Consider the following 24,779-nt stretch of genomic DNA (forward strand, 5'->3'; position numbering starts at 1 on the left):
CAATTCATGTTCAGGTCATCAGGCCAAGGCATGATGGGGTGTATCTGTTGATGGTGGCATGACTTGGTGTCAGGTCATGGACGTACCGCTACCGGCGCCTTCTTTTGGAGGCGCCGGTAGCGTATCCAGCCTTGAGAATGTCCCGATACACTGATCAGATCTCTCGTTTCTCTCTTATTCATCACGACTCCTGACGGAGTCCAGACAAGCAAGGACAGCAAATGGCACAGACGGAACATGATTCAGGGCAGCAGGCGGCGGGTAGCAAGGGAGGGCTGGCACATTGGAACGGGCGTCAGTGGTGCCTGCTGGGAGCGCTGGGGTGCGCGTTGCTGCTCGGTGTCGCCTTCGTGCTGCAGTTTGCCTTTGGAATGGCGCCGTGTTCGCTGTGTATTTTCCAGCGCGTTGCAGTGGCCGTCGCGGGCGCATTCTTCCTGCTGGGGGCATTGCATGGCCCCGGGCGTATCGGCACACGTATCTACGCGCTAGGTGCCCTCGCGGGGACTATCGGCGCTATCGTGCTGGCAGGCCGCCATGTCTGGTTGCAGTCGCTGCCGCCGGACCAAGTGCCGAGCTGTGGCCCGGGCCTGAACTACATGCTGGAAGTGTTGCCGGTCTGGGATGTGATTACCCAGGTGTTGAATGCTTCCGGGGAATGCGCTCAAATCAGTGGTCAGCTACTTGGGCTGTCGATTCCCGAATGGTCGCTGATGGGCTTCTGCGGATTAGCACTGGTGCCGCTGGCGATGCTGTGGAGCAGCTTTCGCCGTTGAAGCCACACACCCTGACATCATGGTGGGGGGTTGGCAGCGCTGAATGCATAGAGGATAGTGGGTTGGCAGCGGGTCTGGCCGAGAGCGGCAGGCCTATCCTGATCGGGTTATGCCAGAGGAGGCGCCCATGCTGGAGGAATGCACCACTGCGGCGGAACGCTTTCGTGGCGTTCATCAGCTGATAGATCGCTGGCTGGACCAGCGCCGCGAAATGCTGGTCAGCTTCATGGACCTGCACGAGGCTTGTGTGAGTGACCTTGATCAGCTCGACATGACGCGCGTCAATCGCTTCATTGAGCTGTTGATGGATTACATCTCGGCAGGACATTTCGAGGTTTATCCTCAGCTCAAGGAAGAGGGGCGCGTGTTTGAGGATACGAATGCGCTGGCAGTGGCTGACAAGCTGATGCTGCGTCTTGAGCCTTCCACTGAGCTGGTACTGTCCTTCGATGAGGATTTCTCTAGCCCGACCCGTTGTCAGCACTATCGTGCACGTCTGCCGGAATGGCTGGCACGACTGCAGGAAGGTCTGACTGAGCGCTTCGCGCTGGAAGACCAACTGATTCAGCGTCTGCACGCTGTACACGAACCGGCATGCCAGACGCGTCAGCAGCCAGTGGCCTGACATCAATACGCAGCGCCATGCGTCTCGCGCGTACCTTGCAGTTATAAAAAAACCGCCAGCATTTGCTGGCGGTTTTTTTATGGTGCTCATCGTGACGAACGCTAGCTACAGTTACATCAGCGAGGAGGCTTCCGGACGTTCAAGCTCGGTCAGCTCGATTTCGCCGGTCAGCAGGTCGCGCTCGAAGGCTTCCATGTCGATATTGAAGCCCAGGAATTCCTGGGCGAGGAACATGTCCTTCTCGGCATTGCCCAAGCAGCTGGTACCCCCCGGTGACGGCGTCATGTTGAAGACGATACCGGTGCCCGGGTTGATCTTGGCTTCGCCCATGACAAGCTTCTGCTTGCTCTTGTCGATCAACTGCGGACGAACGCCACCGAAGCCCTTGGCGAAGCTGACATCCTTGACTTCCAGGCTCGGTACGATCTTCTTGATGTCGCCGTGGAACAGGCGCTCACGCAGTATTGGCACTTCAAACATGAAGTTCTTGAAGATGTAGTTGCGAATGTCGCGCACCTTCATCAGGTCCCATAGGGCCTTGACGACGTTACGGTCCAAACGCAGTACCTTGAGAAACTCCCAGAAGGTCTTGCCGTTGTAGCGCTCAAGCAGCGGCAGCATCAAGGCGGTCGGCCCGAAGCGAGTCTTGCCTTCTACCAGCACATCCGGGTCACCATGAACGGCAGCAAACGGCAGGTTCTCGTTCTGGATGGTATAGACCTTGCCGTTGAGCACCTTCGGTGTGAAGTAGAAGGAGCCCGCCATCGGCAGGCATGACTTGTCCAGCCCGTAGCCCATCTTGTGCGCGAACAGCAGAGAGTGGCCACCGGCGCTGACGACGACGTAACGTGCGGTGAGTTCGCCCTTGTCGGTCTTGACCTTATAGACATCGCCTTCCTTGCGGATGTCTTCCACTGCGGTAGACAGGCGTACATCGAAGTTCATGCCCTTGTCTGCCGCTGCTTTCTCACCTTCGCTGACGAAGGCTTCAGACAGAGTGGTGTAGTTGACGGCGGTATATTCGTCGGTAGAGCCCAGTGCGACGATTTCCTCGTCCGGACGACGACCCTCGACCACCTTCGGTTCCTGCACGGCGATATCGTCGCGCTCAAGTAGTTTGAGGTTCGGGAACAGTTCTTTGAAGGTATCGAAGCGCTTGCGCAGGAACTGGCATTCCTTGGCCCCGACCGCCAGTACCATTTTCGGGTACTTGTAGACGATATGGTCGCGCTTTTCAGCAGCAAGCTTGGTGGAGAAATTGACCACCATCCCTGCGGTGCGCTTGGTCACGCGCGCCTTCTCGACCGTGTAGTTGGTCTCGATATCGCCGCAGTGAATGGTCTGGGAGTTGTTACGGCCGTGCGAGTTGACGATCGCGACGTGGTCGTATTTTTCCACAAGTCCAACCGATTTGAGATCGGTATAGCGGGCGAGTTCATAGAGAAGGGCGGTGCCGGACACGCCGCCACCTACAATCAGGACATCGTATGTCGTTGAGGACATGGCTGCTCACGCTCAAGGTTGGTGAGGGACATCCCCCGAAGCCCGACCGGGCTACCGGGGGCCGTCCTGCCGTGGCAGGGCAACATGTGCCCCGTCAGGCTCGACGGTTCGATGGATAAACATTATAGACACATCTGCAGCGAAATGATTTAGCAAATAAGGTCGACTTTATGGTGAAGGCTTGTAACCACATGAAAACCTTATAGCTGAGTCTGTATCGCCTTATATGTCTATAAAATCCATATTAAACAGTAGGTTATTGATCTCTTAGCGAGATGATTCGCCAGTTGCGCTCTTGGGCCGCAGCGCGTAGTTGCTCATCTGGGTCTACTGCGATGGCAGTATCGACACGCTCGAGTAGCGGTAAATCATTGATTGAGTCGCTGTAGAAGGTGCTGCCGTCGAGTGTATGGTCACGTTCGGACAGCCATTCCTCGAGACGCGTCACCTTGCCCGCCTGAAAGCTGGGAACACCGCTGACTCGGCCGGTATAGCGCCCGTCAATGACTTCGGGCTCGATGGCGATCAGTTCATCCACGCCAAGGCGCTCGGCGATCGGCGCAGTAATGAAGCGGTTGGTTGCTGTGATGATCAGGAGCGTGTCGCCGCGGGCGCGATGGCGAGCCAGTAGCTCTTCGGCGCGTGGCAAGATGATCGGCTCGATCTTGGCAGCCATGAATTGCTGATGCCAAGCGGCGAGTTGTTCAGGGCTATTCTCGGCCAATGGCTTGAGTGAGAAGGCCAGGTATTCGTGAATATCCAGCTCGCCGCTTTGGTAAAGCTGGAAATAGCGCTCGTTGGCTTCACGGTATATTTTGGCGTCGACAGCGCCCTGCTCGACCAGAAATTCGCCCCAGGCATGATCACTGTCCCCGGCGATCAGGGTATTGTCGAGATCAAAGATGGCCAGACTCACGGAAAACTCCTTGCTCTGCCCAGCCTGTAAACGGCGGGCAACAGACGCAGACAATCTGGCGTGGCATGGTGCCAGCCCAGTGTTTACGCGGGTGTACGGAGGCCGAGGATGTTTTTTCGGCGACTGTGTTGCACTGCAATACGATGGTAGATGCGATTATTGCAGACGTGCTCCGGCTTTCACACCGCCAAACCGTGTATTGAAGCGCTTTCAGCCTTTGTGGAAGAATGGTTTCAATTAACGAATCAAAGGTGACATCCGTGATCGACGCTGACGGCTTTCGCCCCAACGTTGGCATCATCATTGCCAACTGTGAGGGCCAGCTGCTCTGGGCGCGCCGGGTAGGACAGAATGCGTGGCAGTTTCCTCAAGGGGGCATCAAGCCAAACGAGACACCGCAACAGGCGTTGTATCGCGAACTCGAAGAAGAGATCGGCCTGAAAGCTGAAGATGTCGAGATACTGGCCTGCACTCGAGGATGGCTGCGCTACCGGTTACCCAGACGCATGGTTAGAACGCACTCCCGACCAATCTGTATTGGTCAGAAGCAAAAGTGGTTCCTGCTACAGATTCGCTGCCAGGATAGCCGCGTAAGTGTAGATACGACGCCCAAGCCAGAATTCGATGGCTGGCGCTGGGTAAGCTACTGGTATCCATTAGGACAGGTGGTCGCTTTCAAGCGAGAGGTCTATCGACGCGCTCTACGTGAGCTGGCGCCTCGTTTGCAGCGACTGGTAGATACCGAGCATGACATGATACCCATGGCGCCGGAGGAGGCTTTCTCTCGCGACTCACGTGATTCACGCGGCCCATGTGACAGCGCGCCGGACTCCGCCGCTGGGTACGACCGCCACTCTCCCGGCTGAGCCCGGGCTTCATCACTTGCAAAGGGCGCCCCCCATGCTCGAGGTACTGCGTCGTATTGTTCAGGAGGTCAATGGCGCGCGTTCTTTGGACGCGGCGCTGGCGACGATGGTGCTGCGTATTCGCAAGGCCATGAAGACGGACGTCTGTTCTGTCTATCTATTGGCCCCTGAGACCGATCGCTTCGTGCTCAAGGACACCATAGGGCTGCGCTCTTCTTCAGTAGGGCAGGTTAGCCTGGCGCGCGGTGAAGGGTTGGTCGGTATGGTGGCGCTGCGCGAGGAGCCGCTTAATCTCGAGGATGCCCCCGCACACCCCCAGTTTCGTTATTTCGAGGAAACCGGCGAAGAGCGCTTCTCCAGCTTTCTCGGGGTGCCCATCATCCATCAGCGCAGAGTGCTGGGTGTGCTGGTGGTTCAGCAACACGAAAAGCGTCGCTTTGATGAGGGTGAGGAAGCGTTTCTCGTCACGCTGGGAGCACAGTTGGCGGGTGTGTTGGCGCATGCGCTGGCCACGGGTGCGCTGGGCAAGCTGGCGGGCACGAGTGGCCAGGCGATTTTCTCTGGCGTGGCTGGTTCTCCCGGAGTGGTCATCGGCAAGGCGTTTGTTCTGTCGCCTCCGGCTGATCTGGATTCCGTGCCAGACCTGATTCCTACCGATATCGATTTCGAGATCGCGCGCCTCAAGGAGGCGATCAACGCGGTGCGCGAGGAAATCCGCGTTGCGGCGGAGCGTCTCGCCAGCCGGATCTCCACTCAGGAACATGCGCTGTTCGAGGTTTACCAGCAGATGCTGGGAGATGCAGCGCTTGGCCAGGAAGTCGAGAAACGCATTCGTGAAGGGCAGTGGGCTCCTGCTGCGCTAGCCGATATCGTGCGTCGACATGTTCAGTATCTCGAGCGTGTCGATGATGATTATTTACGCGAACGCGCGGCGGATATTCGTGATCTTGGGCGGCGCGTGTTGTCACACCTTCAGGAAGAAGGTGACAGCGGTCCGATCGAGTATCCCGAAAACACCATCCTGATCGGGCACGAGATCAGCCCGGCCACCTTGGGAGAAGTCCCTCGCGAGCGCCTCAAGGGGCTAGTCGCGGTCAGTGGCTCCAGCACCTCGCATGTCGCCATCCTGGCGCGCGCGATGGGCATTCCCACCGTGCTGGGGATGGTGGATCTACCATTATCGCGGCTCGGCGGTGCGCCGGTCATTCTTGATGGCCACCGCGGCCGATTGGTGGTACGTCCGGGAGCAGAACTCAGCGCCCACTATTCACGGCAGATCGAGGAGGAACATGCCTTGAGTGCGCTGCTGGAGCAAGAGCAGGATTTACCGAGTGTGACGCCTGACGGCCATGTCATGCCATTGATGGTGAATACCGGTCTTGCGCTGGATGTCGTGGCCTCGCTCAAGACGCGTGTCGGTGGAGTGGGCCTGTATCGCACCGAAGTGCCTTTCATGATGAGTGACCGCTTTCCCAGTGAGCAGGAGCAGGCGCGTCTGTACCGTGAACAGCTGAGCGGCTTTGCACCACTGCCCGTGACCATGCGCACGCTGGATATCGGTGGTGACAAGGATTTGCCGTATTTTCCGATCAAGGAGGCTAATCCCTTCCTTGGCTGGCGTGGTATCCGTGTCACGCTGGATCACCCCGAAGTGTTGATGGTGCAGTTGAGGGCCATGCTGAGAGCCGCCGAAGGTCTCGACAACTTACGTATCATGCTACCGATGATTTCAGGGATAGAAGAGGTAGATGCCACGCTGGCGCTGATCAATCGTGCTCTGATCGAGCTGGGAGAAGATGGTGTCAATGTCTCGCGGCCGAGCGTCGGGGTGATGATCGAGGTGCCCGCGGCGCTTTATCAGCTGGAGGCACTGGCCACTCGCGTCGATTTCTTCTCGGTAGGCTCCAATGATCTGACCCAGTATCTGCTGGCGGTTGATCGCAATAACCCGCGTGTGGCCAGTCTGTATGATGCCTGTCATCCGGCGGTACTGAGGGCGTTGGCGCGTCTCGCGGAGGATTCCCTGCGCCTTGGCGTGCCGGTCAGTGTCTGCGGTGAATTGGCGGGTGATCCGGCGGGAGCATTGTTGTTGCTCGGTATGGGGTTCGAGAGTCTGTCGATGAACGCGCCCAGCTTGCCCCGCGTGAGGGCTGCCATCCGGCGCGTCTCGCTGACCGCCGCTCAAGGACTGGTCAGCGAGGTGTTGTGCCAGCCGACGGCGGGTGAGGTGCATGCACTGTTGCTAAGCCGTTTGCAGTCGTGGGACTTGGCACACCTTCTGCCGCCCCGCGACCATGCACCGGTCATTCCGACTGCCGCTAGTTCAGCCTGACCGTTTCGGCGACTCGATGCCTCGGCGGTTTGGTCGCTCAGCAATCCAGCTCCTCGTTGCTTCAGCTCAGTTGCCAGCCCTGTGTCGCGTCAGAGTGATTTGAAATGCCTATACGGCTGGCAACGCAGTCACCGTCGGGACTGAAGCGGCGCTCGTGAAGTTTGAGGCTTTGCTGAGTGCCATCACGCTGCCAGCGCACCAGGGTCGCGGCACGTGTGCCGTATTCAGGACTGGTGATAAAGGGACTGGAGAGCAGTGCTTCTCGTGCACAGTCCAAGCCTGTGGCTGGCAGTAATGCGGTAGCCGGGCGCCATTCATCCTTCAGAATATCCAGATACTCCTTGTCACTGACGTGCGCCTTGCGTGCCTTGAGTTCAGCCAATCGTTGGCTGAGTCGCTGTTGCTTGGGCCACGCGGTGTCAGGATGCCCGTTGGAAAGGCTATGGATACCCGCTGGCAGACACATTAGTTGGTTACCTTCAGGGCCATGATGCAGCTGCCAGAGAGTATGACCATCGCAGACCAGTAGATTGCACCAGTCCAGCTCGGCCAATGTCATGGAGAAGCGTTGCTGCGCATCATTCGCTTCCAATGCCGCCGAGACAGCCTTTCCTGCCACCAGTGCTTCAAGCCAGTCTTTCAGTGCCAAGCCAGGAGCGCCAGGAATCGCTTGCCGCACAGCCGCCGTGACTAGTCGTCCCCGGCTATGCCTGGCAGCGGGTGATTGACGGTCCAGCTGACGGACGTTGGTCAGCGTGGCCAGTGCACCACTACGATGCATGACCAGCCAGCCACCTCCCGCGACCAAATCACGTCCGCCACACAGAGTGTCGTCTGGCCAATGACATAGGCCAGTGGTGGCGCGGTGATGAAATTCATCCCGATTACCAATCAGAATCAGGCACTCGCCTTGTGCAGCCATCGGCTGCCAGTCAAACGCCATCAGGCACATATCGCGACTCCGTCGACAAGGGATATCAGGGTCAAATACAGAGATGAGTAATGTACGCGTCGCATGACGCCTGCCAGCGGCTTGCGTATGCTGCTGTTTTCTCTCGACGACTTGTGTCTGCCGGTCGTTGGAGTCGAGATCCGGTCATGGTGACTTGGCAATGAAGCGACACGCTCTGCAACACCACCATTGACTCCATACCGACGGCTTCACCTACAGGATGCTTTTAGATCATGTTCTCGCGCCGTGTTCCTCCTGTCGAGTCACCAGCTAAGCCGTCATCCGGCACCCATGGCGAGCGTTCTGCCAGCGGAATGGATAAGGTTTGGCGGCAAATGATTCGTCTGACCGTTGGTCCGCTATTGCTAGCGGAGCTGGTGGTAGCCCTCAGCTGTCTGGTTGGTGCCATCGTGATTTGGGATAGCGCGCGTCACGGCGCCCTGGATACGGCATTGAGCGGGTTGCGTCAGCAGCATGCATTGGCCACGGCGTTAGTCAGCGAGCGTCTCGAGACCCAGCAGCGCAGGCTACAGATTCTCGCTCGTTACACTCGACGGCATCTTGATTTTGGCGAAGGGGTCGATGATGGCCCCTTGAGCCAGTTCACGTTGACTGAACAGGGCCAGCTGTTTCGGCCGATTACTCGTGGAGGCGCCGCACTTTATGGCGAATTCCACCGTGCATTGACCGAGAATGATCGTGAAGCCGGGCAGCGGTTGATGCAGATGCAGTGGTTACTGTCGGACCTCTACTCATCAGACCCGCTAATCTCACGCTTATTTGTCAGCCTCGATAACAGCATGGTCATGCTGTACCCCTGGTTTAATGTTCTGGACGTTTTCGCGCCGGGTGCCAAGCACATGCCTTATACCGGAGTGCTGCCCGAAACGGTGCGTCAGCTGTCTCGAAGTATGGACAGTGGTGCACCCAGCGTGGTCTGGCTGCCACCGCACCCTGGGCCAGCGGGACTGACACAGATCACGGCGCTAGTGGAAGTCACGCTCAATAGCGGTGAAAAAGCGCGTGTGGGGCTCGATCTGGCTCTGCCGCAGATGGAGTCACGATTGGTGCTGCCCGGGCATGGACGAGCAGAATCCTATTGGCTGGTCGGCAACGGACTCGATGTATGGGCGGCGAGTACCAACACCAGCGATAGTCAGCCACGGCAGTTGCCTGCCGAGGTCGCGAGCGTACTGGATTCTGGATTGCGCGGCGTGAGTCTGCAGGGAGATCGCGGAGATGTGGTGGTGTGGGACACGCTAACAATCAATGGCTGGCGCCTGATCGCCAAGACACGCCTCGAAGTGCCAAGCGAGATCCCCTTGAAGGCCTTGTTGATGGGGAGCCTCGGCGCCTTGTTGCTGGTGTTTGCTGTCAGCATGCTGATTTTGCAATGGCGTTTGCGTCGACTGTATCAGCGTCTTGGGCAGCCACTGGAGTGGCTGGCGAGGCAGAGTGAGCGTCTCGAATGTGGCGAAATCATGGAGGAGTATCCGACTTCAAGGCGTCAGTGGAATCCTGCTGATGACCTGCTACGGCGTCACCGGGCGGCAGTGGCGCTACTGCGGCGAGGACGTGGTCATGAGTTGGATGCCTTGCCACTGCCAGCCTTCGTGATGCGTCACGGCTTGTTGGCCATGGCGAATCCGGCCTTTGAAAAGATGTTTGGCTTGGTGCTGCACGAAGCATTGGGTCGCTCGGTCGGCAGCCTTCTGATGCTGGAACCCAATCCCAACGTGCCCAGTAGCCGCGAGTTGCGCGTACATGATGCCGAAGGCCGCATGCGCCGTATTCGACTGGAATTGTGTCGCTTCAATAATGACCCTGCCCAAGTGCTGGGAGTCATGATTGATGAGTCGGAGCATGATCAGGCCAGCCAGCAGCTATTGGTCGCGCGTGATCGGGCCCGTGAAGAGGCACGCCTCAAGAGCGACTATCTCGACATGTTGCATGCCGAGCTGACGCCGCCGCTGCAAGGACTGGTACGTAAGCTGGGTCAGTTGCGCCGCGAGCGCCACCTTGAAGATGCTGAACTGAGCCTGTTGCAAGGACGCCTCGATAGCGTGGCACAGCTGCTGGATGCCCTGACTGAGCGTGATGAAGTGGTGCGCACGCCGCTTGAGGAAAACCCCTTCTCTCCTGCCACGACATTCAGCGCGTTACTGGATGATATGCAGCAGCGCTATCACGATAGTGGCTCACCGTTTGAATGGCAGCTGGGGTCGCTACCTGACACTTTGAAAGGTGATGTACGGCGCCTTGCACAGCTTTTCGAGCATCTGTCAGACGATGGTTGCCGTCGTCAGAATGCCGGCCATCATCGATTGTTTGTCGAGGTGATTGAGCAACCGCATAGCGTGCTGGTATCTCGCCAGTCCTCCGATCAGCCGTCTGTCGACCAGGCAGAGCCGGTGGGTCAAGCGACACAATGCTGTCTGAGATTGGAATTTAGTGCTCACTGTGGACTCGATATCGGACGCAAGGCGCCTTCCTGTCTCATCATGGCGCGGCGTCTTGTTGATGAACTGGACGGCAGTTATCGCCAGATAAACCTTGGCGAAGATGAAGCGCTGGAAATTATGCTGCCACTGACATGGCCGGGTAATCCCGCCGAGGTACGCATACTCGTAGTCGATGATGGGCCAGTGAATGCCATGCTGGCGCGCACTGTGCTTGGACGCCAGGGCCTTACGGTGGATACCGTCAGTAGTGGTGAAGAGGCATTGACGGCTCGTACGCAGCATTTCTATGCGCTGGTGTTCATGGATATCTTCATGCCGGGCATGGATGGTGTCAGCGTTACGCAGTACTGGCGTGAACGGGAGGTAGTGGCTGGCAGCGATCGTCGCAGTGTCATCATTGCGCTGACTGCCAATGCGAGTGAGACAGATCGCGAGCGCTTCTTCTCAGCGGGGTTGGATGATTACCTCGGTAAGCCTTATCGCCCTCAGGCGCTGATCGACAAGGTACACATGTGGTTGCCGGATGTAGTGCTGACACCGCCTATCGCATTGGCATCGCCTGGCAGTGAGACTCCTCCGGATGAAGATGCTTCACCGCGACAGTAAGAGCAGAATGCTACGCCTGCCAAGCAGCCTGAAGAGTGTCACGACCAGAGGTGTGGATAGTGACCTGACGAATATGAGGAGCTGAACATGTGGTGGTGGTATCCCTTGCTGGGGGCAGTGGCAGGTTTGATTGCCGGGCTGTTCGGTATTGGTGGTGGGTTGATCATTGTGCCAGTACTGGCAGCGGCCTTTGTGTTGCAGGGCGTCGCGCCTGACGTGCTGATGCATTTGGCTATCGGCACTTCACTGGCCACTATCGTGGTGACCTCTCTTTCGTCGGCGCGTGCACATCATGAACGAGGTGCCGTGCGGCTGGACTGGCTCAAGCGATTACTGCCAGGACTGATGATCGGCACGGGGCTGGGTGTGGTGCTGGCCAGTGCGCTGAGCGGTGAAGTGCTTGAGCTGTTGTTTGGATGCTTTGTGTTGCTGGTAGCACTCAAGATGGGATTGAATCTGCGCATTGGTCAGATGGCGCAGGCGCCTGGACGGATTGGCCAGTTTGTCGGTGGTGGCTCGGTTGGCATGGTGTCAGCGCTGTTCGGTATTGGTGGTGGGACAGTGATGGTGCCGATGTTGACGAGTTGGCAGGCACGTATGACCGAAGCGGTAGGTACGGCCGCCGCTGCAGGATTTCCGATAGCACTGGTGGCAGCGCTGACCAATATCGTGGTGGGCTGGCAGGCACCAGGCTTGCCTGAGCACACCCTCGGATACGTTCACTGGGGCGCTTGGCTCGGGATCGTGCTGGTCTCGGTGCCTTTTGCACGAGTCGGTGCGCGTCTGGCGCATGCGCTACCCGTATTATTGCTTAAGCGAATGTTTGCGCTGATTCTGGCCGTTGTCGGCTTGCGCTTTCTGTTCGGCTAATTGACTGACACTGCCGTGGGCAGGTGGCATTCATGTTCTGACTGGTATGCTTGGACTAGTATGCTGACTGCGAGTGACTCACTGCCTTGTTCAGCGTTGATCGACTTCTTCATTCAAGGTTTCAACATGTTGCAATATCCTCAGATTGATCCCGTGGCGCTGGCGCTCGGGCCTTTCAAGATCCATTGGTACGGCTTGATGTATGTGATTGGCTTTGCGGCTGCCTGGGGACTGGCGCGCGCACGACGTGGGCGGGTTGGCCTGAGTCAGGATGCCGTCGGTGACCTGATCTTCTTTGGCGCGTTGGGCGTGGTGCTGGGCGGACGTCTCGGCTATGCGCTCTTTTATGGCTTTGACAAGCTGCTGGCTGACCCGGTGTGGATCTTCAAGGTCTGGGACGGCGGCATGAGTTTCCATGGCGGCCTGCTTGGGGTGTTGATCGCGATGCTGATATTCGCGCGTCGTCATCAGCTGACATTCTTCCAACTCACTGATTTCATAGCGCCAATGGTGCCGATTGGCCTCGGAGCCGGGCGTCTGGGCAATTTCATCAATCAGGAGCTACCGGGACGTATCACCGATGTGTCCTGGGGGATGGTCTATCCGCTGTACGGACCAGAACCGCGCCATCCGTCGCAGCTCTATCAGTTTGCGCTGGAAGGCGTGGCGCTGTTCACCATCCTGTGGTTCGCCTCGCGTGAGCCACGTCAGAAGGGGCTGATCTCTGGTCTGTTCCTGCTGTTCTATGGTTGCTTCCGATTCATCACCGAATTTTTCCGTCAGCCAGATTCCCAGCTCGGATTCATCGCTTTCGACTGGCTGACCATGGGCCAGCTGCTATCGCTACCGATGGTACTGTTCGGCCTGTTCCTGATGGCTTGGTCACGTAGTCAGCAAGTGGCGCAGCCGCCGGTGATAGGCGCCTCGTGAATGGATGAAGAAAAAGGCGATTCGGTGGTGTAGAATTCCATCGCCAGATACGCAAAGACGCGGCCCAATGGCTGCGTCTTTGCGTATCTGGCGGCTGAAAATATCGCTGAGCAAATAAATCCGAATTCATGAAGGCCTGTGCTATTTGCAGCGCAAGCCTGTTACGCCGTACGGACCCGATACCATGCAACCCTATCTAGATCTGATGCGCCACGTGCTGGAAAACGGTACGCAAAAGGGCGATCGCACCGGTACCGGCACCCTGAGTGTCTTCGGCCACCAGATGCGCTTTGACCTGGCGGAAGGCTTTCCGCTGGTGACGACCAAGAAGCTGCATCTGCGTTCGATCATCCACGAGCTGTTGTGGTTCCTGAAGGGCGATACCAATATTGCCTACCTCAAGGAAAATGGTGTGCGCATCTGGGACGAGTGGGCCGATGAGAATGGCGATCTCGGGCCGGTCTATGGCTATCAGTGGCGCAGCTGGCCGAACCCGAAAGGTGGCAGTGTCGATCAGATCACCACTGTCATCGAGCAGATCAAGACCAATCCCGATTCTCGCCGTCTGATGGTGTCTGCCTGGAATCCGGCGCTGGTCGATGAAATGGCCTTGCCGCCGTGTCATGCACTGTTCCAGTTTTATGTGGCAGACGGACGACTATCCTGCCAGCTGTATCAGCGCAGCGCTGACATCTTCCTCGGTGTGCCATTCAACATTGCAAGCTACGCACTGTTGACCCAGATGGTCGCGCAGGTGTGTGGCCTGAAGCCGGGCGAGTTCATTCATACGCTTGGCGATGCGCACCTTTACAGCAATCATCTGGAGCAGGCGCGTGAGCAGCTCAGTCGTCAAACGCTGGCCTTGCCGCAACTGGTGCTGAATCCTGATGTCACTGATCTGTTCGATTTCACCTTCGATGACATTGCTATCGAAGGCTATGAATCCCATCCGCATATCAAGGCAAAGGTGGCCGTATGAGCAATTCAGCCTTCGTACCGCTTGGGGCAAGTGCCGACACTGTCGTACCGGTGGCGATGATTGCTGCCATGTCAGTCAATCGTGTGATCGGCGTCGAGAATCAACTGCCTTGGTACCTGCCGGAAGATCTCAAGTTCTTCAAGTATGTGACTCAGGGCAAGCCGGTGATCATGGGGCGCAAGACCTTCGCGTCCATCGGTCGTGCTTTACCCAATCGCCTCAACATCGTCGTGACGCGTGATACTGATTTCGCTCATGATGGTGTGCGTGTCTGTCATGACTTGGCGGCAGCGCTGAACATGGCAGACAATCACGCCATGATTGAAGGTGTCGATGAGATCATGGTCATCGGCGGTGGGCAGATTTATGCCCAGGCTCTGCCGATCGCGACACGTCTTTATCTCACTGAAGTGGCGGTCGAGATTGAAGGCGACGCTCACTTCCCGATGCTTGATGCGAACTGGCAAGAAGCGCAGCGCGTACCGGGTGAGAGTGGCGAGGGTATGCCAGCTTATGACTTCGTGCGTTACGAGCGTAGCGACGTCTAACAGCGATGGTTGCTCTGCGGGCGCTTTACAGTCAGCGGGTGCTGACACAGACTGGTGCCAAACGGAACTGCTCATAGCGTGCAAGGGAGGCTCAGGCCTTGACGATGGATCGCCTCGAAGCGCTGTATTCTGCGCTTGAAAATGAAGCCGACACACAGCGACAGCAACGTGACGGTAATCGCCAGGCCCGTGCGGCACTGGAGTCGGAAAATGCTCAGCTACGTGAGTCGCTGGCGCGATTGGAGCAACAGGTATCGCTGGCAGGCGAGGCTGATGCCGAACTTGCTGCGTTGCGCAGTGAGTATGCAGCGCTGAACGAGCAGCTGTCAGGCGCTCGGCAGCAAGTGCAGGAGCAGCAGACTCAGCTGCGTAGTCTGCATGAGTCATTGCTGGCACGTGACGCTGAGTTGCATGAACTTGGTGAGCAATTGCGTGATGCGCTGCAAACTGCACAGACCGCACGCATCAGCGCACAGGCCGAGACTGACCAACGTGCGCTGGCGGATGTAGAAGCCGCTACCGAGCAGCTGGCGGTAGGCCAAGCGTCTGTATCGCCTGTGATGTCGCAGACGACTGAAACGGAACTGACACCGGCGCCAGAGTCACTTCAGCATGTCAGTCAGGCCTCGCAACAGGAGTCTTCAGCGCAGCAGGAAGATTCGTCGAGCGAGAACGCTGACATTAGCCATACAGTAGAAGACACTGCGTCTACTGAAGACTTGGCGCCTTCGACGACTACGCCACCTTCTGACACGCCGGCCTCCAGCACGCAGCCGTCACCTCAGGCGCTGCTCAAACAATGGTATCGACGTTATCCGGATACCTTCTTCAAGGGCCATACACGGCCACTGAAGATCGGTATTCACGTCGAACTGCTGGAAAATGAGCAGTGGGATGACAAGCTAGTACGTCGCGCGTTGGCGGGTTATGTGCATTTGCCGCGTTATCTCAAAGCGGTGCGGGCGGGCACTCAGCGTGTTGACCTCGAAGGGCAGTCTGTCGGTGCCGTGACAGAAGACGAAGCATTGCATGCGCGTCAGCAGCTGGATGAGTTGACTCGTCAGCAGAAGGCACGTGAAGAGCAAGCAGCCGATCAGCGTATCAGTCACAAGCTCAGTGAGCTGATGGCCAAGAATCGGCCGTAGTATGGATATTCAGGTTACCCGCTTGTTGCTGGTTTTTCTTGCGAGCAAGTGACAAGTCGCTAATCGCTGAATTGAGCAAAGCCCCTGTGCGGATTTCCGCACAGGGGCTTTGTCGTTAATGGGCGGAAACCCACACAGTGCGGCGATTCATGCGGGTATCACTGGAAAGGAAATATTCGTTTTTCGCCGCAACATACTGATTTAAAAAGTAAATGTTAATAACCGCGTGTAAGTGGCGTAGTGCTCGCATTGCTGTTGGGTATCCATGCTCGCGCATCAGGTCTGCCATGGTCTCTCGCGTTGTCTCCGTCCTGGATGGCGAAGGCAAGGTGTATAGAGTGACCAGCACGCAGACGGGATAACGACAAGATCAACAACAATGCCCAAGAGGAACTGCCATGCGTCTTTTAAAGCCTGCCTTGACCGCACTGAGCGCCGCCATTCTATTCGCCTCCACGACGGTCATGGCTGACCCGATCACCATCAAGTTCTCGCATGTGGTGGCCGAGAATACGCCCAAGGGCCAGATGGCCAAAAAATTCCAGCAGCTGGTAGAAGAGCGTCTTGGCGACAAGGTGGATGTCGAACTGTATCCCAGCTCTCAGCTTTATGGTGATGACAAGGTACTGGAAGCTATGCTGCTGGGTGATGTCCAGCTGGCCGCGCCGTCACTATCCAAGTTCCAGAAATATACCGATCAGTTGCAAGTCTTTGACCTTCCCTTCCTGTTCAAGGACATGGCAGCAGTGGAGAGCTTTCAGGCAAGCGAGACGGGCCAATCACTGCTGACATCGCTTGAATCCAAGGGGCTTGTCGGGCTGGGCTATCTGCATAACGGCATGAAGCAGCTGTCTGCCTCTTCGCCGCTCAAGGTGCCGGAAGATGCCAATGGCAAGAAATTTCGCATCATGACCTCTGATGTGCTCGAGGCACAGTTTGAGGCCATTGATGCCATCTCGTTGAAAAAGCCGTTCTCGGAAGTCTTTATCCTGCTGCAGACCAGAGCCATCGATGGCCAGGAAAATACCTACTCCAATATCTATTCACAGAAGTTCTTCGAGGTGCAGCCATACATCACCGAGTCCAATCATGGTGTGCTGGATTACATGGTGGTCTCCTCAGCGCGCTTCTGGGATGGCTTGCCGGACGATGTACGGGGTGAGGTCAAGTCTGCGCTTGATGAAGCCATCATCTATGGCAATGAGCTTTCTGAAGCCAAGAACGAAGAGGCCAAGCAGGCCATCATCGATTCGGGACAGAGCGAGATCGTCACGCTCGACGATACTCAGCGCCAGCAATGGGTAGATGCCATGAAGCCGGTGTGGGGTGAATTTGCTGAGGATATTGGTCAGGACATCGTTGACGCTGCCGAAGCCGCTAACCAGTAATCCGCTTGCCCCATCTGAGAGGTACCGATGTAAAGGTACTTTTCAGGTGGGGTAATCGTATTTGACGGATGGACAGGGCTGGCGTGTCTCGTCCGCCTCTATCTGTACCTACATCTGCACCTACATAGAAAGTGACGCCATTCTCCCGATGTCTAGTCGAGAGAGAGGCGGCATGAGGACAGTGCCATGAAACTAAGATGGCTTCACAAGGCAGAAGAGACGTTGTTCTCCCTGCTGCTGGTAGCGATGGTGCTACTGGTCTTTGTCGAGGTGGTGTTGCGCTTCGTTTTCAATACCGGCATCAGCTGGTCACAGGAAGCCACGCTGTATCTCGCGGGCTGGTTTGTGCTGGTCGGTGTGTCGTGGGGCGTCAAGCAGGGCGCGCATATTGGCGTGGACGTTGTGGTGAAACTGATGCCGATGCTGTGGCAGCGCATTACGACGCTGATTGCGCTGGTGGTGTGCATGGCGTACTGCGTGATGCTGCTGGTGGGCAGCTATGAATACATCTCGCTGATGCAGTTGATAGGTATTGAACTGGACGATATTCCGATCCCCAAATGGTATGCCTTGATCATTCTTCCCATCGCACTGCTGTTGCTGATGCTGCGCTTCGCCGTGCTGGGCTGGAAGGTGATTCGCGGTGAGGCTAGCGGTTTTGGTTTTCATGATGAAGGTGAAGACAGCATGCATCTGGTTCAAACGGACGTTGCTGCTGATCAAGGCAGTGTTGACAGTGATCAAGGAACGCCGCGATGACTATAGCCACACTATTTGCGCTGCTGTTTGGCGGTATTTTCCTCGGCATGCCGATCGCCTTTGCCCTGGGCTTCTCCAGCGTCACGACCATTCTGCTGTTCTCGAGTGACTCACTGGGCTCGGTGGCCATCAAGTTGTTCGAGGCGCTGTCGCATCATTACACCTTGCTGGCAATTCCCTTCTTTATACTCTCCAGTACCTTTCTCTCGACCGGTGGCGTGGCGCGTCGTTTGATCACTTTTGCCACCGATGCCATTGGCCACGTGAGTGGTGGTCTGGCAATGGCATCGGTATTGGCGTGTATGCTGTTTGCGGCTGTCTCTGGCTCGTCTCCGGCGACGGTCGCGGCCATTGGTTCCATCGTCATCGCGGGCATGGTGCGCCAAGGCTATAGCGAGTCATTCGCCGCTGGTGTGATTACCAATGCTGGCACGCTGGGTATCCTGATTCCTCCTTCCATCGTCATGCTGGTGTATTCGGCTGCCACGGAAGTCTCTGCGGCCAAGATGTTCATGGCGGGCCTGATTCCGGGGTTGCTGATGGGCGGTATCTTGATGGTAGCTATCTATATTGCGGCGCGTATCAAGAAGCTGCCGTCACAACCGTTCCCGGGATGTCGTGCACTGGCTCGCTCGGGCATCGTAGCCCTTGGTGGCCTGATGCTGATCGTGATCGTACTGGGTTCGATCTACGGCGGCGTAGCGAGTCCGACCGAGGCTGCCGCAGTTGCAACGGTCTACGCCTGGTTCATTGCGGTGGTGGGATATCGTGACATGGGGCCATTGAAAGGCGTGCCATGGCGAAGAGGGGGTGAGGCTTGGAGTGTGGCGGGGCTGCGCGCCCTTTGGCAGGTGCCGGCAGGGCTGATTGGCTCGTTCACGGACAAAGAAGTCAATAAGGTCGTGTTGGATGGTGCAAGAGTCTCGATGATGCTGCTTTTCATCATTGCCAACGCGATGCTGTTTGCTCACGTGCTGACGACCGAGCGCATTCCTCACACTATCGCTGAGACCATCATTGGTTGGGGGTTGCCGGCGTGGGGCTTCCTGATTGTGATGAATCTATTGTTGCTGGCGGCAGGCAATTTCATGGAGCCCTCGGCCATCCTGCTTATCATGGCGCCTATCCTGTTCCCGATTGCCACTCAGCTAGGGATCGATCCCATCCACCTGGGCATCATCATGGTCGTCAATATGGAGATCGGCATGCTGACACCCCCAGTGGGTCTCAATCTCTTTGTGACAGCCGGCATTACCGGCAAACCGATGACGTGGGTCATACGGGCTGCACTGCCCTGGTTGTCACTGCTACTGCTGTTCCTGGTGTTGATTACCTACGTGCCATCTATTTCGCTGTTTCTACCCAACTTACTGAGCAGCTAGCCGTCATTTTGAGTAGAGCAGACTGATCAACTTTTTCGTTCCAGGTGACATCTCAGTCCTTAACACCAAGTACGTACCTCGGCCGCTTGATGTAGCGGTCGGGGGACTTCTTGTTAGGCCCCTCTCTCAAATGTCATTTCTCATATGCTCTTGCGCGACATTGAGGTGAGGAGAAAGCAGATCAAAAAGGGTAAATACGCTCGGTTAAAATCTTAAGTAACAAAAGAAGTGAATGTCGAAAGGAGGAATGTGGAAAGGTTTCATGATCTACGGCTCATGAGGTGATGGATTTATCGCTATATGACGTACTACTTTTGTCGTGATCAGCTGTTTCTGCCACCGAATGTCGCAAGGTAAGCATTTGTCATATGTGATGGATCGAGAACCCTTGAGAAAAGCCGTGGTTGTCATGAATCCTTCATTCTCCGGGGCTAAAGTGTAGGCACGCCAGACAATCGACCGGCGTATAGGTTCAGGACTAGTGATCGAAAACAGTGTTTTTTTCTGTTGCACATCCTGAAAGCCCGGTATATGGTTTCCCTGCGAGCATTGGATAATAACAAGGCCACAGGGTTTTAGAGGCGTCATCAAGCGCCCGGAACCCCGGCCACTGCCACCGGCAGACACGATCGAACAGTTAACGCTAGTTAAGGAATTATCGCGATGAAAAAGACACTTCTGGCTACTGCCATTGCCGGCGCTGCTGCTCTGGCTGCTACTTCTGCATCTGCTGCTACCGTCTACAACCAGGACGGCACCAAGCTGGATCTGTACGGTAACGTGCAGCTGGCATACACCTATATCGACCAGCTGGGCGGCGATGCTCAAAGTGAACTGGCTGATAACGGTTCTACTTTCGGTGCCAAAGGCGAGCACAAGATCAACGACGATATCGTTGGTTACTTCAAGGCCGAGTGGGAATACGACGCTGACGAATCCAAGGGCGGCGGCAACGGCTTGAACGACGGTGATCAGTCTTACGTCGGTGCTAAAGGCTCCTTCGGTGACGCACGCATCGGTTCTTGGGATCAGCTGATTGATGACTGGGTCCAGGATCCGCTGTCCAACAACGAATACTTTGATCTGAGCGATTCCAGCTCCGAGATCATTGGCGACAGCCAGACTCGTGAAGGCAATAAGCTGCAGTACATGTCTCCGGTCATGAGCGGCATGCAGTTCGCTGTTGGTTCTAACTTCGAAGGTGATGCCGAAGGCGAGAACGTTACTGATTCCAACCAGGCGTCCTTCTACGCTGGTGGTAAGTACACCATTGGTGGTTTCTCCATCGCTGCTGTGTATGACGACCTAGGCCAGTTCGACGGTCTTGATGACGGTACTGGTAATGGCCAGGGTGACATCGGCGAGCAGTATGGTATCACCGGTCAGTACACCGTTGATGCACTGCGCATTGCCGTCAAGGCCGAGCGTTATGCTGCAGATGCAGACAATGCTGACGTCGACTTCTACGGTGTCGGTGCACGTTACGGCTACGGTATGGGCGACGTCTACGGTGCCTACCAGTATGTCGATGCTGAGTCTAACTCTGCCGTTGCTACCGATAATGGCGGCGATGACAGCTTCAATGAATTCAACCTGGGTGTGACTTACAACATCTCTTCTGCGATGTACACCTACATTGAATACGCTCAGTACGATCGTTCTGGCGATGATGGCGACGGCGCTGCTGTCGGCATCTACTACGGCTTCTAAGACGTCTCTTATCGTCTAGCAAGCTAACGAAAGCCGGTCCTTAGGGGCCGGCTTTTTTACGTCATGAGTTTTACCTGTGGCGTCATATTGCCGTGTTCCTCGGACTATTATTCCTGTTTGTGCGAACTGAGGTATATGCTTTCCGACAGACGCTAAAGAACAAAAAGCCCCGATAATCATCCGATTATCGGGGCTTTTTGTTCATGCCATTTTGCGTAAAGCAGGCAGGTTTCTAGATAAGATTAACCAGATCTTCCCGCATCGGCAGTGCAGCATAGGCACCTGGGCGTGTCACGGTAAAAGCCCCACACGCTGCGGCGCGTGACAGAGCAGCCTGCAAGTTGGCGTCGTCTTCACACCAGTCTGCCAGCTGTGTTGCATTGATGGCTGCTTCACTGATAGCGGATAGGAAGCCACCGATAAAGGCATCGCCACCGGCCGTCGTATCTACTGCCTTGACGACGGGCGGAGTGACACTGACGGCCTGTGTCTCACCGCTCTGTTTGCGCACCAGGGCGCGGATAGCACCAGGGCCGTCTGTCAGTACAATAAGACGCACACCCGCCGTCAGGCGCGCTCGTAGCCATGCTGACTCTTCCTGTCCTTGAGTCAGTGCATCCACTTCTTCCTGCGACAGCTTCAGGATGTCGGCGTTGTCGAGTAGGCGAGTGACCAGCGCTACATCAATCTGCTGGTTCGGCCACAGGTTGTGTCGAAGATTGGCATCGACACTGACGATTGAGCCTGCCGCACGTGCTCGACTTGCCAGCACGAAGCTGGTGTCCGCGATGGGGGCTTCGGTCAGACTGTTGCTGCATAGATGGAAGATCGCCGGCGTCGCAAAGAGTTCCGGACCTGCATGTTCCGGACGAAACAGCAGGTCGGCAGCCGGTGGGCGGTAGAAGTCAAAGCGGCGCTCGCCGTCGTCATCGCGTGAGACGAAAGCAAGTGCGGTGCGAGCTTCGCTGGTGCGCTTGACGTATCCCATGCGTACACCATGTGCCGTCAGCTCCTCGTGAAGGAAATCACCGAAGCTATCCTGGCCAAGCATGCCGACGAAGTAGCTGGGCAAGCCGAGGCGTGCACAGGCGACGGCAACGTTGGCCGGCGCGCCGCCAGCGTAAGGAGTGAAGGTCTCTTGCTCGACGGATTGGTTGCCAAGCTTGTTGGAGAGCATGTCGACCAGCGCTTCACCAAACGCGATTACAGGGGTCATCAGGAGGTGGCTCCCTTGGTATTGGAGGAAGTGGCGGCTTTCGCGCCCTTGCGATTCTTGGCGACATCATCGCCTGTCGTGGAGACAGTATCAGGCTTGGAGTTCTCGCCACCGGCCGGGAAGTATTCGCGTACCAGAGCCAGTAGTCCTTGAGTGGACGGATCGAACGCCTGCACGTCGGTGTCGATACGCGCACTGATTTCTCCAGCAATACGCTTGCCGAGCTGCACGCCCCACTGATCGAAGGAGTTGATGTTCCAGATCACGCCCTGCACGAAGACCTTGTGCTCATAGAGTGCGATCAAGGCGCCCAGGTTGCGCGGCGTCAGTTCATCCAGCAGCAGGGTGCTCGACGGACGATTACCCGGGCAGCTGTAGTGCGGATCAAGATTGCTGCCATCCTGGCTACCTTCCATGAAGGCGTTCGCCTGCGCCAGCATGTTGGTGATCAGCGCGAAGTGATGTTCTTCGGTACCCGGCTCCGGCTTCAGAGAGGCAATGAAGTCGATCGGCACATAGCGCGTGCCTTGGTGCAGCAACTGGAAGAAGGCGTGCTGACCGTTTGAGCCTGTCTCGCCCCATACGATCGGGCCAGTCTTGTAGTCGACAGGGCGACCGAAGATATCGACCGACTTGCCATTGGATTCCATGTCCAGCTGCTGCAGGAAGGCGGGCAGCTGATGCAGCGCCTGATCGTAAGGCACGATAGCCTGAGTTTCAGCCCCCATGAAGTTGATGTACCAGATGCCGATCAGCGCCATCAGGACCGGCATGTTGCTTTCCATCGGCGCATCGATGAAGTGCTGGTCCATCTCGTAGGCGCCTTCGAGCAGGTCCATGAAGCCTTCATAGCCGATGGACAGTGCGATGGGCAGACCGATGGATGACCACATGGAATAACGACCGCCGACCCACGCCCAGAATTCGAAGACGTTCTCTTCGCGGATACCAAATTCTTTGGCAGCCTTGCGATTGGTCGAGGCGGCCACGAAGTGGGCCCCCACATCGGCATCCTGACCTGCCTGCTCCAGGAACCAGCGACGCGCCGTCTTGGCGTTCAGCAGGGTTTCCTGGGTGGAGAAGGTCTTGGTGGAGACGATGAACAGCGTGGTCGCCGGATCAAGGCGCTTGAGAACTTTCTGGATGTGGTTGCCATCGACATTGGAGACAAAGTGGAAGTTGATCTCCGGATGACGATGCTTCAGCAGGGCGCGGCATGCCATGTTGGGGCCGAGGTCTGAGCCGCCAATACCGATATTGACGACGTCACGAATCCGCTGACCGTCATAGCCTTTCCATTCTCCACTGCGCACGGCTTCAGAGAAGGCGCGAATCTGTTCGCGCGTTTTCTGGATCTCTGGCGTCACGTCCTTGCCATCGACGATGACTGGCATGTTCGCCTGACTGCGCAGTGCGGTGTGCAGCACCGGACGATTTTCGGTCACGTTGATGATGTCGCCGGAGAACATCTGAGCTCGCCGCTGGACGAGAGCAGAATGCTCTGCCAGCTCGATCAAGGCTGTGAGCACCTCGTCAGAAATATGGTGCTTTGAATAGTCGAGAAATAGACCGCCGACACGCAGGCTCATCTTTTCGAAGCGCTTGGGGTCCGCGGTAAAATAGTCGCGGATACGGTCGTTGCGGGTCACTTCACCCAATTGGGTCAGCGCCTGCCAGGAAACACTACGAGTCAATTGCAGCATGGGTGTGTCCATCGTATTGGTTGTTGGATATCAATCGTTGGCGTGAGCGGCATTCTGTGGCCAAGCAACGCGTCCTTGTTTTCAGGCGAGGTGTCGTTAACTCACGTGACGATAATGAATGACACGATTCAGTCCATGACCAGCCAAGCAAGCTGTTAGCCAAGATACCTGCCATGCCGGTATGGATAGCATGGCAAGCAGACAGTCAGTTGTTGCTGGTTTCATCATCCGTCAGCGGCGAAATATGCTGAACCAATAGATGCTGAGCACCTGGCGGCAGCCACACCGGGTCAAGACGCGTGCAGGCTGTTTCGACGCACAGGAAGCCGCGCGCATCCTCAACGCTGGTGTCGGCCGGTGGCGTATCGCCCGGATGCCATACCACGGTCGAGTCGGAGCCCTGCTTGGCGATACGCAGTCGGCGCTGACCATCTTCCAGCACTTGGATCTTGCTGGACTGGTAGATGCGGTCCAGTGGTCCGCGCACACCCAGCTCGCCCTGTTGATCAAAGCGCGAGAAGTCTTGTCGCTTGTCCAGATAGCTGGCGCCGGCGAGGCCGGTCACACGACACGCGAAAGCATCCGGCACGGCAAAGTACGTGTGCAGGGCGGCTGTCATCTTGATCGGTGCATCACCATTGTTTTCGGTGATCAGTTCGACCTTGAGGAAACGTCGGCCCGCAAAGATCACCACGCGAGGTGTGAGTGCGGTATGCAGCGTTGTCTCGGGAGAGGCATGCACTTCGACGCCTTCCTCATCTTCGTCGACGGCATCGATACGCCAACCAGCTTTGCGTGCCGGGCCGTGAAGTTCAGTTTCACCTGCAGGATACTCATCGGCAAACCATGGCCAGCACAAGGGGATGCCACCGCGAATACTGCCCGGCAGTGCCGCAGGTGTTGCGGTCACCCACAGCCATGGCGAGTCGCCTGCTGGCTGATAGTGCAACACCTGAGCGCCCTGATGGCAGACGGCCAGTTCACCCCAGGGCTGGTTGATGATGAGCAGGGTGCGCCCCTGCCACTCGACATTGCGTTGGCCGGTGGTGGCATCGACCAATGCGCGCAGACTTTCAGGAATCATCTCGGGCTACCTCGACGGTTCAGGAGGGGC

At 56.9% G+C, this 24,779-nt stretch carries 19 protein-coding genes and 1 pseudogene; 14 read left to right on the plus strand and 6 right to left on the minus strand.

What is annotated here, in order from left to right:
- The first annotated feature begins 221 nt into the window (after positions 1–221).
- Together CFN46_RS04495 and rsd are read left to right on the plus strand one after the other, a co-directional pair.
- A complete protein-coding gene (locus CFN46_RS04495; protein WP_084487957.1) occupies positions 222–773 on the plus strand; it encodes a disulfide bond formation protein B in 552 nt (183 codons plus the stop codon).
- Positions 774–900: 127 nt separating this feature from the next.
- Positions 901–1,398, plus strand: coding sequence for a sigma D regulator (gene rsd / locus CFN46_RS04500; protein ID WP_024951077.1), 498 nt, complete (start codon positions 901–903; stop codon positions 1,396–1,398).
- A gap of 111 nt (positions 1,399–1,509) precedes the next feature.
- On the opposite strand, the gene CFN46_RS04505 is transcribed toward rsd, so the two are convergent.
- Positions 1,510–2,901, minus strand: a complete 1,392-nt coding sequence (locus CFN46_RS04505; protein WP_024951078.1) for an FAD-dependent oxidoreductase — start codon at positions 2,899–2,901, stop codon at positions 1,510–1,512.
- A gap of 256 nt (positions 2,902–3,157) precedes the next feature.
- A complete protein-coding gene (locus CFN46_RS04510; RefSeq protein ID WP_024951079.1) occupies positions 3,158–3,817 on the minus strand; it encodes an HAD family phosphatase in 660 nt (219 codons plus the stop codon).
- Between the two features lie 260 nt (positions 3,818–4,077).
- On the opposite strand from CFN46_RS04510, the pseudogene CFN46_RS04515 reads away from it, so the two are divergent.
- Both CFN46_RS04515 and ptsP read left to right on the plus strand, forming a co-directional pair.
- Positions 4,078–4,542, plus strand: a pseudogene (locus CFN46_RS04515) (RNA pyrophosphohydrolase); the annotation flags it as partial.
- 175 nt (positions 4,543–4,717) lie between these two features.
- Positions 4,718–7,015 (plus strand): phosphoenolpyruvate--protein phosphotransferase, encoded by a 2,298-nt coding sequence (gene ptsP / locus CFN46_RS04520; RefSeq protein WP_024951081.1) that lies wholly within the window; start codon positions 4,718–4,720, stop codon positions 7,013–7,015.
- A 61-nt stretch (positions 7,016–7,076) separates the two neighbouring features.
- Here ptsP and CFN46_RS04525 read toward each other — a convergent pair whose 3' ends face one another.
- Positions 7,077–7,967 carry an NRDE family protein gene (locus tag CFN46_RS04525; protein WP_088742820.1) on the minus strand — a complete coding sequence of 297 codons (891 nt, stop codon included), beginning with the start codon at positions 7,965–7,967 and terminating at the stop codon, positions 7,077–7,079.
- Positions 7,968–8,302: 335 nt separating this feature from the next.
- On the opposite strand from CFN46_RS04525, the gene CFN46_RS04530 reads away from it, so the two are divergent.
- From CFN46_RS04530 to CFN46_RS04575, 10 genes are all read left to right on the plus strand, one after another.
- Positions 8,303–11,035, plus strand: a complete 2,733-nt coding sequence (locus tag CFN46_RS04530; protein ID WP_176426411.1) for a response regulator — start codon at positions 8,303–8,305, stop codon at positions 11,033–11,035.
- Between the two features lie 87 nt (positions 11,036–11,122).
- Positions 11,123–11,905 (plus strand): sulfite exporter TauE/SafE family protein, encoded by a 783-nt coding sequence (locus CFN46_RS04535; RefSeq protein ID WP_088742822.1) that lies wholly within the window; start codon positions 11,123–11,125, stop codon positions 11,903–11,905.
- A gap of 126 nt (positions 11,906–12,031) precedes the next feature.
- Positions 12,032–12,835: a prolipoprotein diacylglyceryl transferase gene (gene lgt / locus CFN46_RS04540; protein ID WP_088743030.1), complete on the plus strand. Its 804-nt coding sequence runs from the start codon at positions 12,032–12,034 to the stop codon at positions 12,833–12,835.
- Between the two features lie 184 nt (positions 12,836–13,019).
- Positions 13,020–13,814 carry a thymidylate synthase gene (locus CFN46_RS04545; protein ID WP_088742823.1) on the plus strand — a complete coding sequence of 265 codons (795 nt, stop codon included), beginning with the start codon at positions 13,020–13,022 and terminating at the stop codon, positions 13,812–13,814.
- Positions 13,811–14,362, plus strand: coding sequence for a dihydrofolate reductase (locus CFN46_RS04550; RefSeq protein WP_024951087.1), 552 nt, complete (start codon positions 13,811–13,813; stop codon positions 14,360–14,362). Before CFN46_RS04545 ends, CFN46_RS04550 begins: the two co-directional genes overlap by 4 nt.
- A gap of 104 nt (positions 14,363–14,466) precedes the next feature.
- Positions 14,467–15,507: a ProQ/FINO family protein gene (locus CFN46_RS17705; RefSeq protein WP_246116575.1), complete on the plus strand. Its 1,041-nt coding sequence runs from the start codon at positions 14,467–14,469 to the stop codon at positions 15,505–15,507.
- Between the two features lie 398 nt (positions 15,508–15,905).
- Positions 15,906–16,895, plus strand: a complete 990-nt coding sequence (locus CFN46_RS04560) for a TRAP transporter substrate-binding protein (protein WP_024951089.1) — start codon at positions 15,906–15,908, stop codon at positions 16,893–16,895.
- 186 nt (positions 16,896–17,081) lie between these two features.
- On the plus strand, positions 17,082–17,654 hold the full coding sequence (locus tag CFN46_RS04565) for a TRAP transporter small permease (protein ID WP_088742824.1): 573 nt from the start codon (positions 17,082–17,084) through the stop codon (positions 17,652–17,654).
- Positions 17,651–19,036 carry a TRAP transporter large permease gene (locus CFN46_RS04570; RefSeq protein ID WP_088742825.1) on the plus strand — a complete coding sequence of 462 codons (1,386 nt, stop codon included), beginning with the start codon at positions 17,651–17,653 and terminating at the stop codon, positions 19,034–19,036. The genes CFN46_RS04565 and CFN46_RS04570 overlap by 4 nt, the downstream gene beginning before the upstream one ends.
- A 663-nt stretch (positions 19,037–19,699) precedes the next feature.
- Positions 19,700–20,746 carry a porin gene (locus CFN46_RS04575; RefSeq protein ID WP_088742826.1) on the plus strand — a complete coding sequence of 349 codons (1,047 nt, stop codon included), beginning with the start codon at positions 19,700–19,702 and terminating at the stop codon, positions 20,744–20,746.
- A gap of 232 nt (positions 20,747–20,978) precedes the next feature.
- Here CFN46_RS04575 and CFN46_RS04580 read toward each other — a convergent pair whose 3' ends face one another.
- From CFN46_RS04580 to CFN46_RS04590, 3 genes are all read right to left on the minus strand, one after another.
- Entirely contained in the window at positions 20,979–21,962 is a 984-nt protein-coding gene (locus CFN46_RS04580; protein ID WP_088742827.1) for a carbohydrate kinase, read from the minus strand.
- A complete protein-coding gene (gene pgi / locus CFN46_RS04585; protein ID WP_088742828.1) occupies positions 21,962–23,665 on the minus strand; it encodes a glucose-6-phosphate isomerase in 1,704 nt (567 codons plus the stop codon). Before pgi ends, CFN46_RS04580 begins: the two co-directional genes overlap by 1 nt.
- 205 nt (positions 23,666–23,870) lie before the next feature.
- A complete protein-coding gene (locus CFN46_RS04590; protein ID WP_088742829.1) occupies positions 23,871–24,749 on the minus strand; it encodes a D-hexose-6-phosphate mutarotase in 879 nt (292 codons plus the stop codon).
- Positions 24,750–24,779 lie beyond the last annotated feature (30 nt).

Source organism: Cobetia sp. QF-1 (assembly GCF_002213105.1).
Classification (GTDB): Bacteria; Pseudomonadota; Gammaproteobacteria; order Pseudomonadales; family Halomonadaceae; genus Cobetia; species Cobetia crustatorum.

Bases quoted from the DNA above. Each gene is read 5' to 3' on its own strand.
- CFN46_RS04550 (WP_024951087.1), top strand. From the start codon at position 13,811: ATGAGCAATTCAGCCTTCGTACCGCTTGGGGCAAGTGCCGACACTGTC.
- CFN46_RS04505 (WP_024951078.1), bottom strand. From the start codon at position 2,901: ATGTCCTCAACGACATACGATGTCCTGATTGTAGGTGGCGGCGTGTCC.
- CFN46_RS04530 (WP_176426411.1), top strand. From the start codon at position 8,303: ATGATTCGTCTGACCGTTGGTCCGCTATTGCTAGCGGAGCTGGTGGTA.
- CFN46_RS04570 (WP_088742825.1), top strand. From the start codon at position 17,651: ATGACTATAGCCACACTATTTGCGCTGCTGTTTGGCGGTATTTTCCTC.
- ptsP (WP_024951081.1), top strand. From the start codon at position 4,718: ATGCTCGAGGTACTGCGTCGTATTGTTCAGGAGGTCAATGGCGCGCGT.
- CFN46_RS04495 (WP_084487957.1), top strand. From the start codon at position 222: ATGGCACAGACGGAACATGATTCAGGGCAGCAGGCGGCGGGTAGCAAG.
- CFN46_RS04560 (WP_024951089.1), top strand. From the start codon at position 15,906: ATGCGTCTTTTAAAGCCTGCCTTGACCGCACTGAGCGCCGCCATTCTA.
- CFN46_RS04575 (WP_088742826.1), top strand. From the start codon at position 19,700: ATGAAAAAGACACTTCTGGCTACTGCCATTGCCGGCGCTGCTGCTCTG.
- CFN46_RS04565 (WP_088742824.1), top strand. From the start codon at position 17,082: ATGAAACTAAGATGGCTTCACAAGGCAGAAGAGACGTTGTTCTCCCTG.
- CFN46_RS17705 (WP_246116575.1), top strand. From the start codon at position 14,467: ATGGATCGCCTCGAAGCGCTGTATTCTGCGCTTGAAAATGAAGCCGAC.
- CFN46_RS04535 (WP_088742822.1), top strand. From the start codon at position 11,123: ATGTGGTGGTGGTATCCCTTGCTGGGGGCAGTGGCAGGTTTGATTGCC.
- CFN46_RS04590 (WP_088742829.1), bottom strand. From the start codon at position 24,749: ATGATTCCTGAAAGTCTGCGCGCATTGGTCGATGCCACCACCGGCCAA.
- CFN46_RS04545 (WP_088742823.1), top strand. From the start codon at position 13,020: ATGCAACCCTATCTAGATCTGATGCGCCACGTGCTGGAAAACGGTACG.
- CFN46_RS04580 (WP_088742827.1), bottom strand. From the start codon at position 21,962: ATGACCCCTGTAATCGCGTTTGGTGAAGCGCTGGTCGACATGCTCTCC.
- CFN46_RS04525 (WP_088742820.1), bottom strand. From the start codon at position 7,967: ATGTGCCTGATGGCGTTTGACTGGCAGCCGATGGCTGCACAAGGCGAG.
- pgi (WP_088742828.1), bottom strand. From the start codon at position 23,665: ATGCTGCAATTGACTCGTAGTGTTTCCTGGCAGGCGCTGACCCAATTG.
- lgt (WP_088743030.1), top strand. From the start codon at position 12,032: ATGTTGCAATATCCTCAGATTGATCCCGTGGCGCTGGCGCTCGGGCCT.
- rsd (WP_024951077.1), top strand. From the start codon at position 901: ATGCTGGAGGAATGCACCACTGCGGCGGAACGCTTTCGTGGCGTTCAT.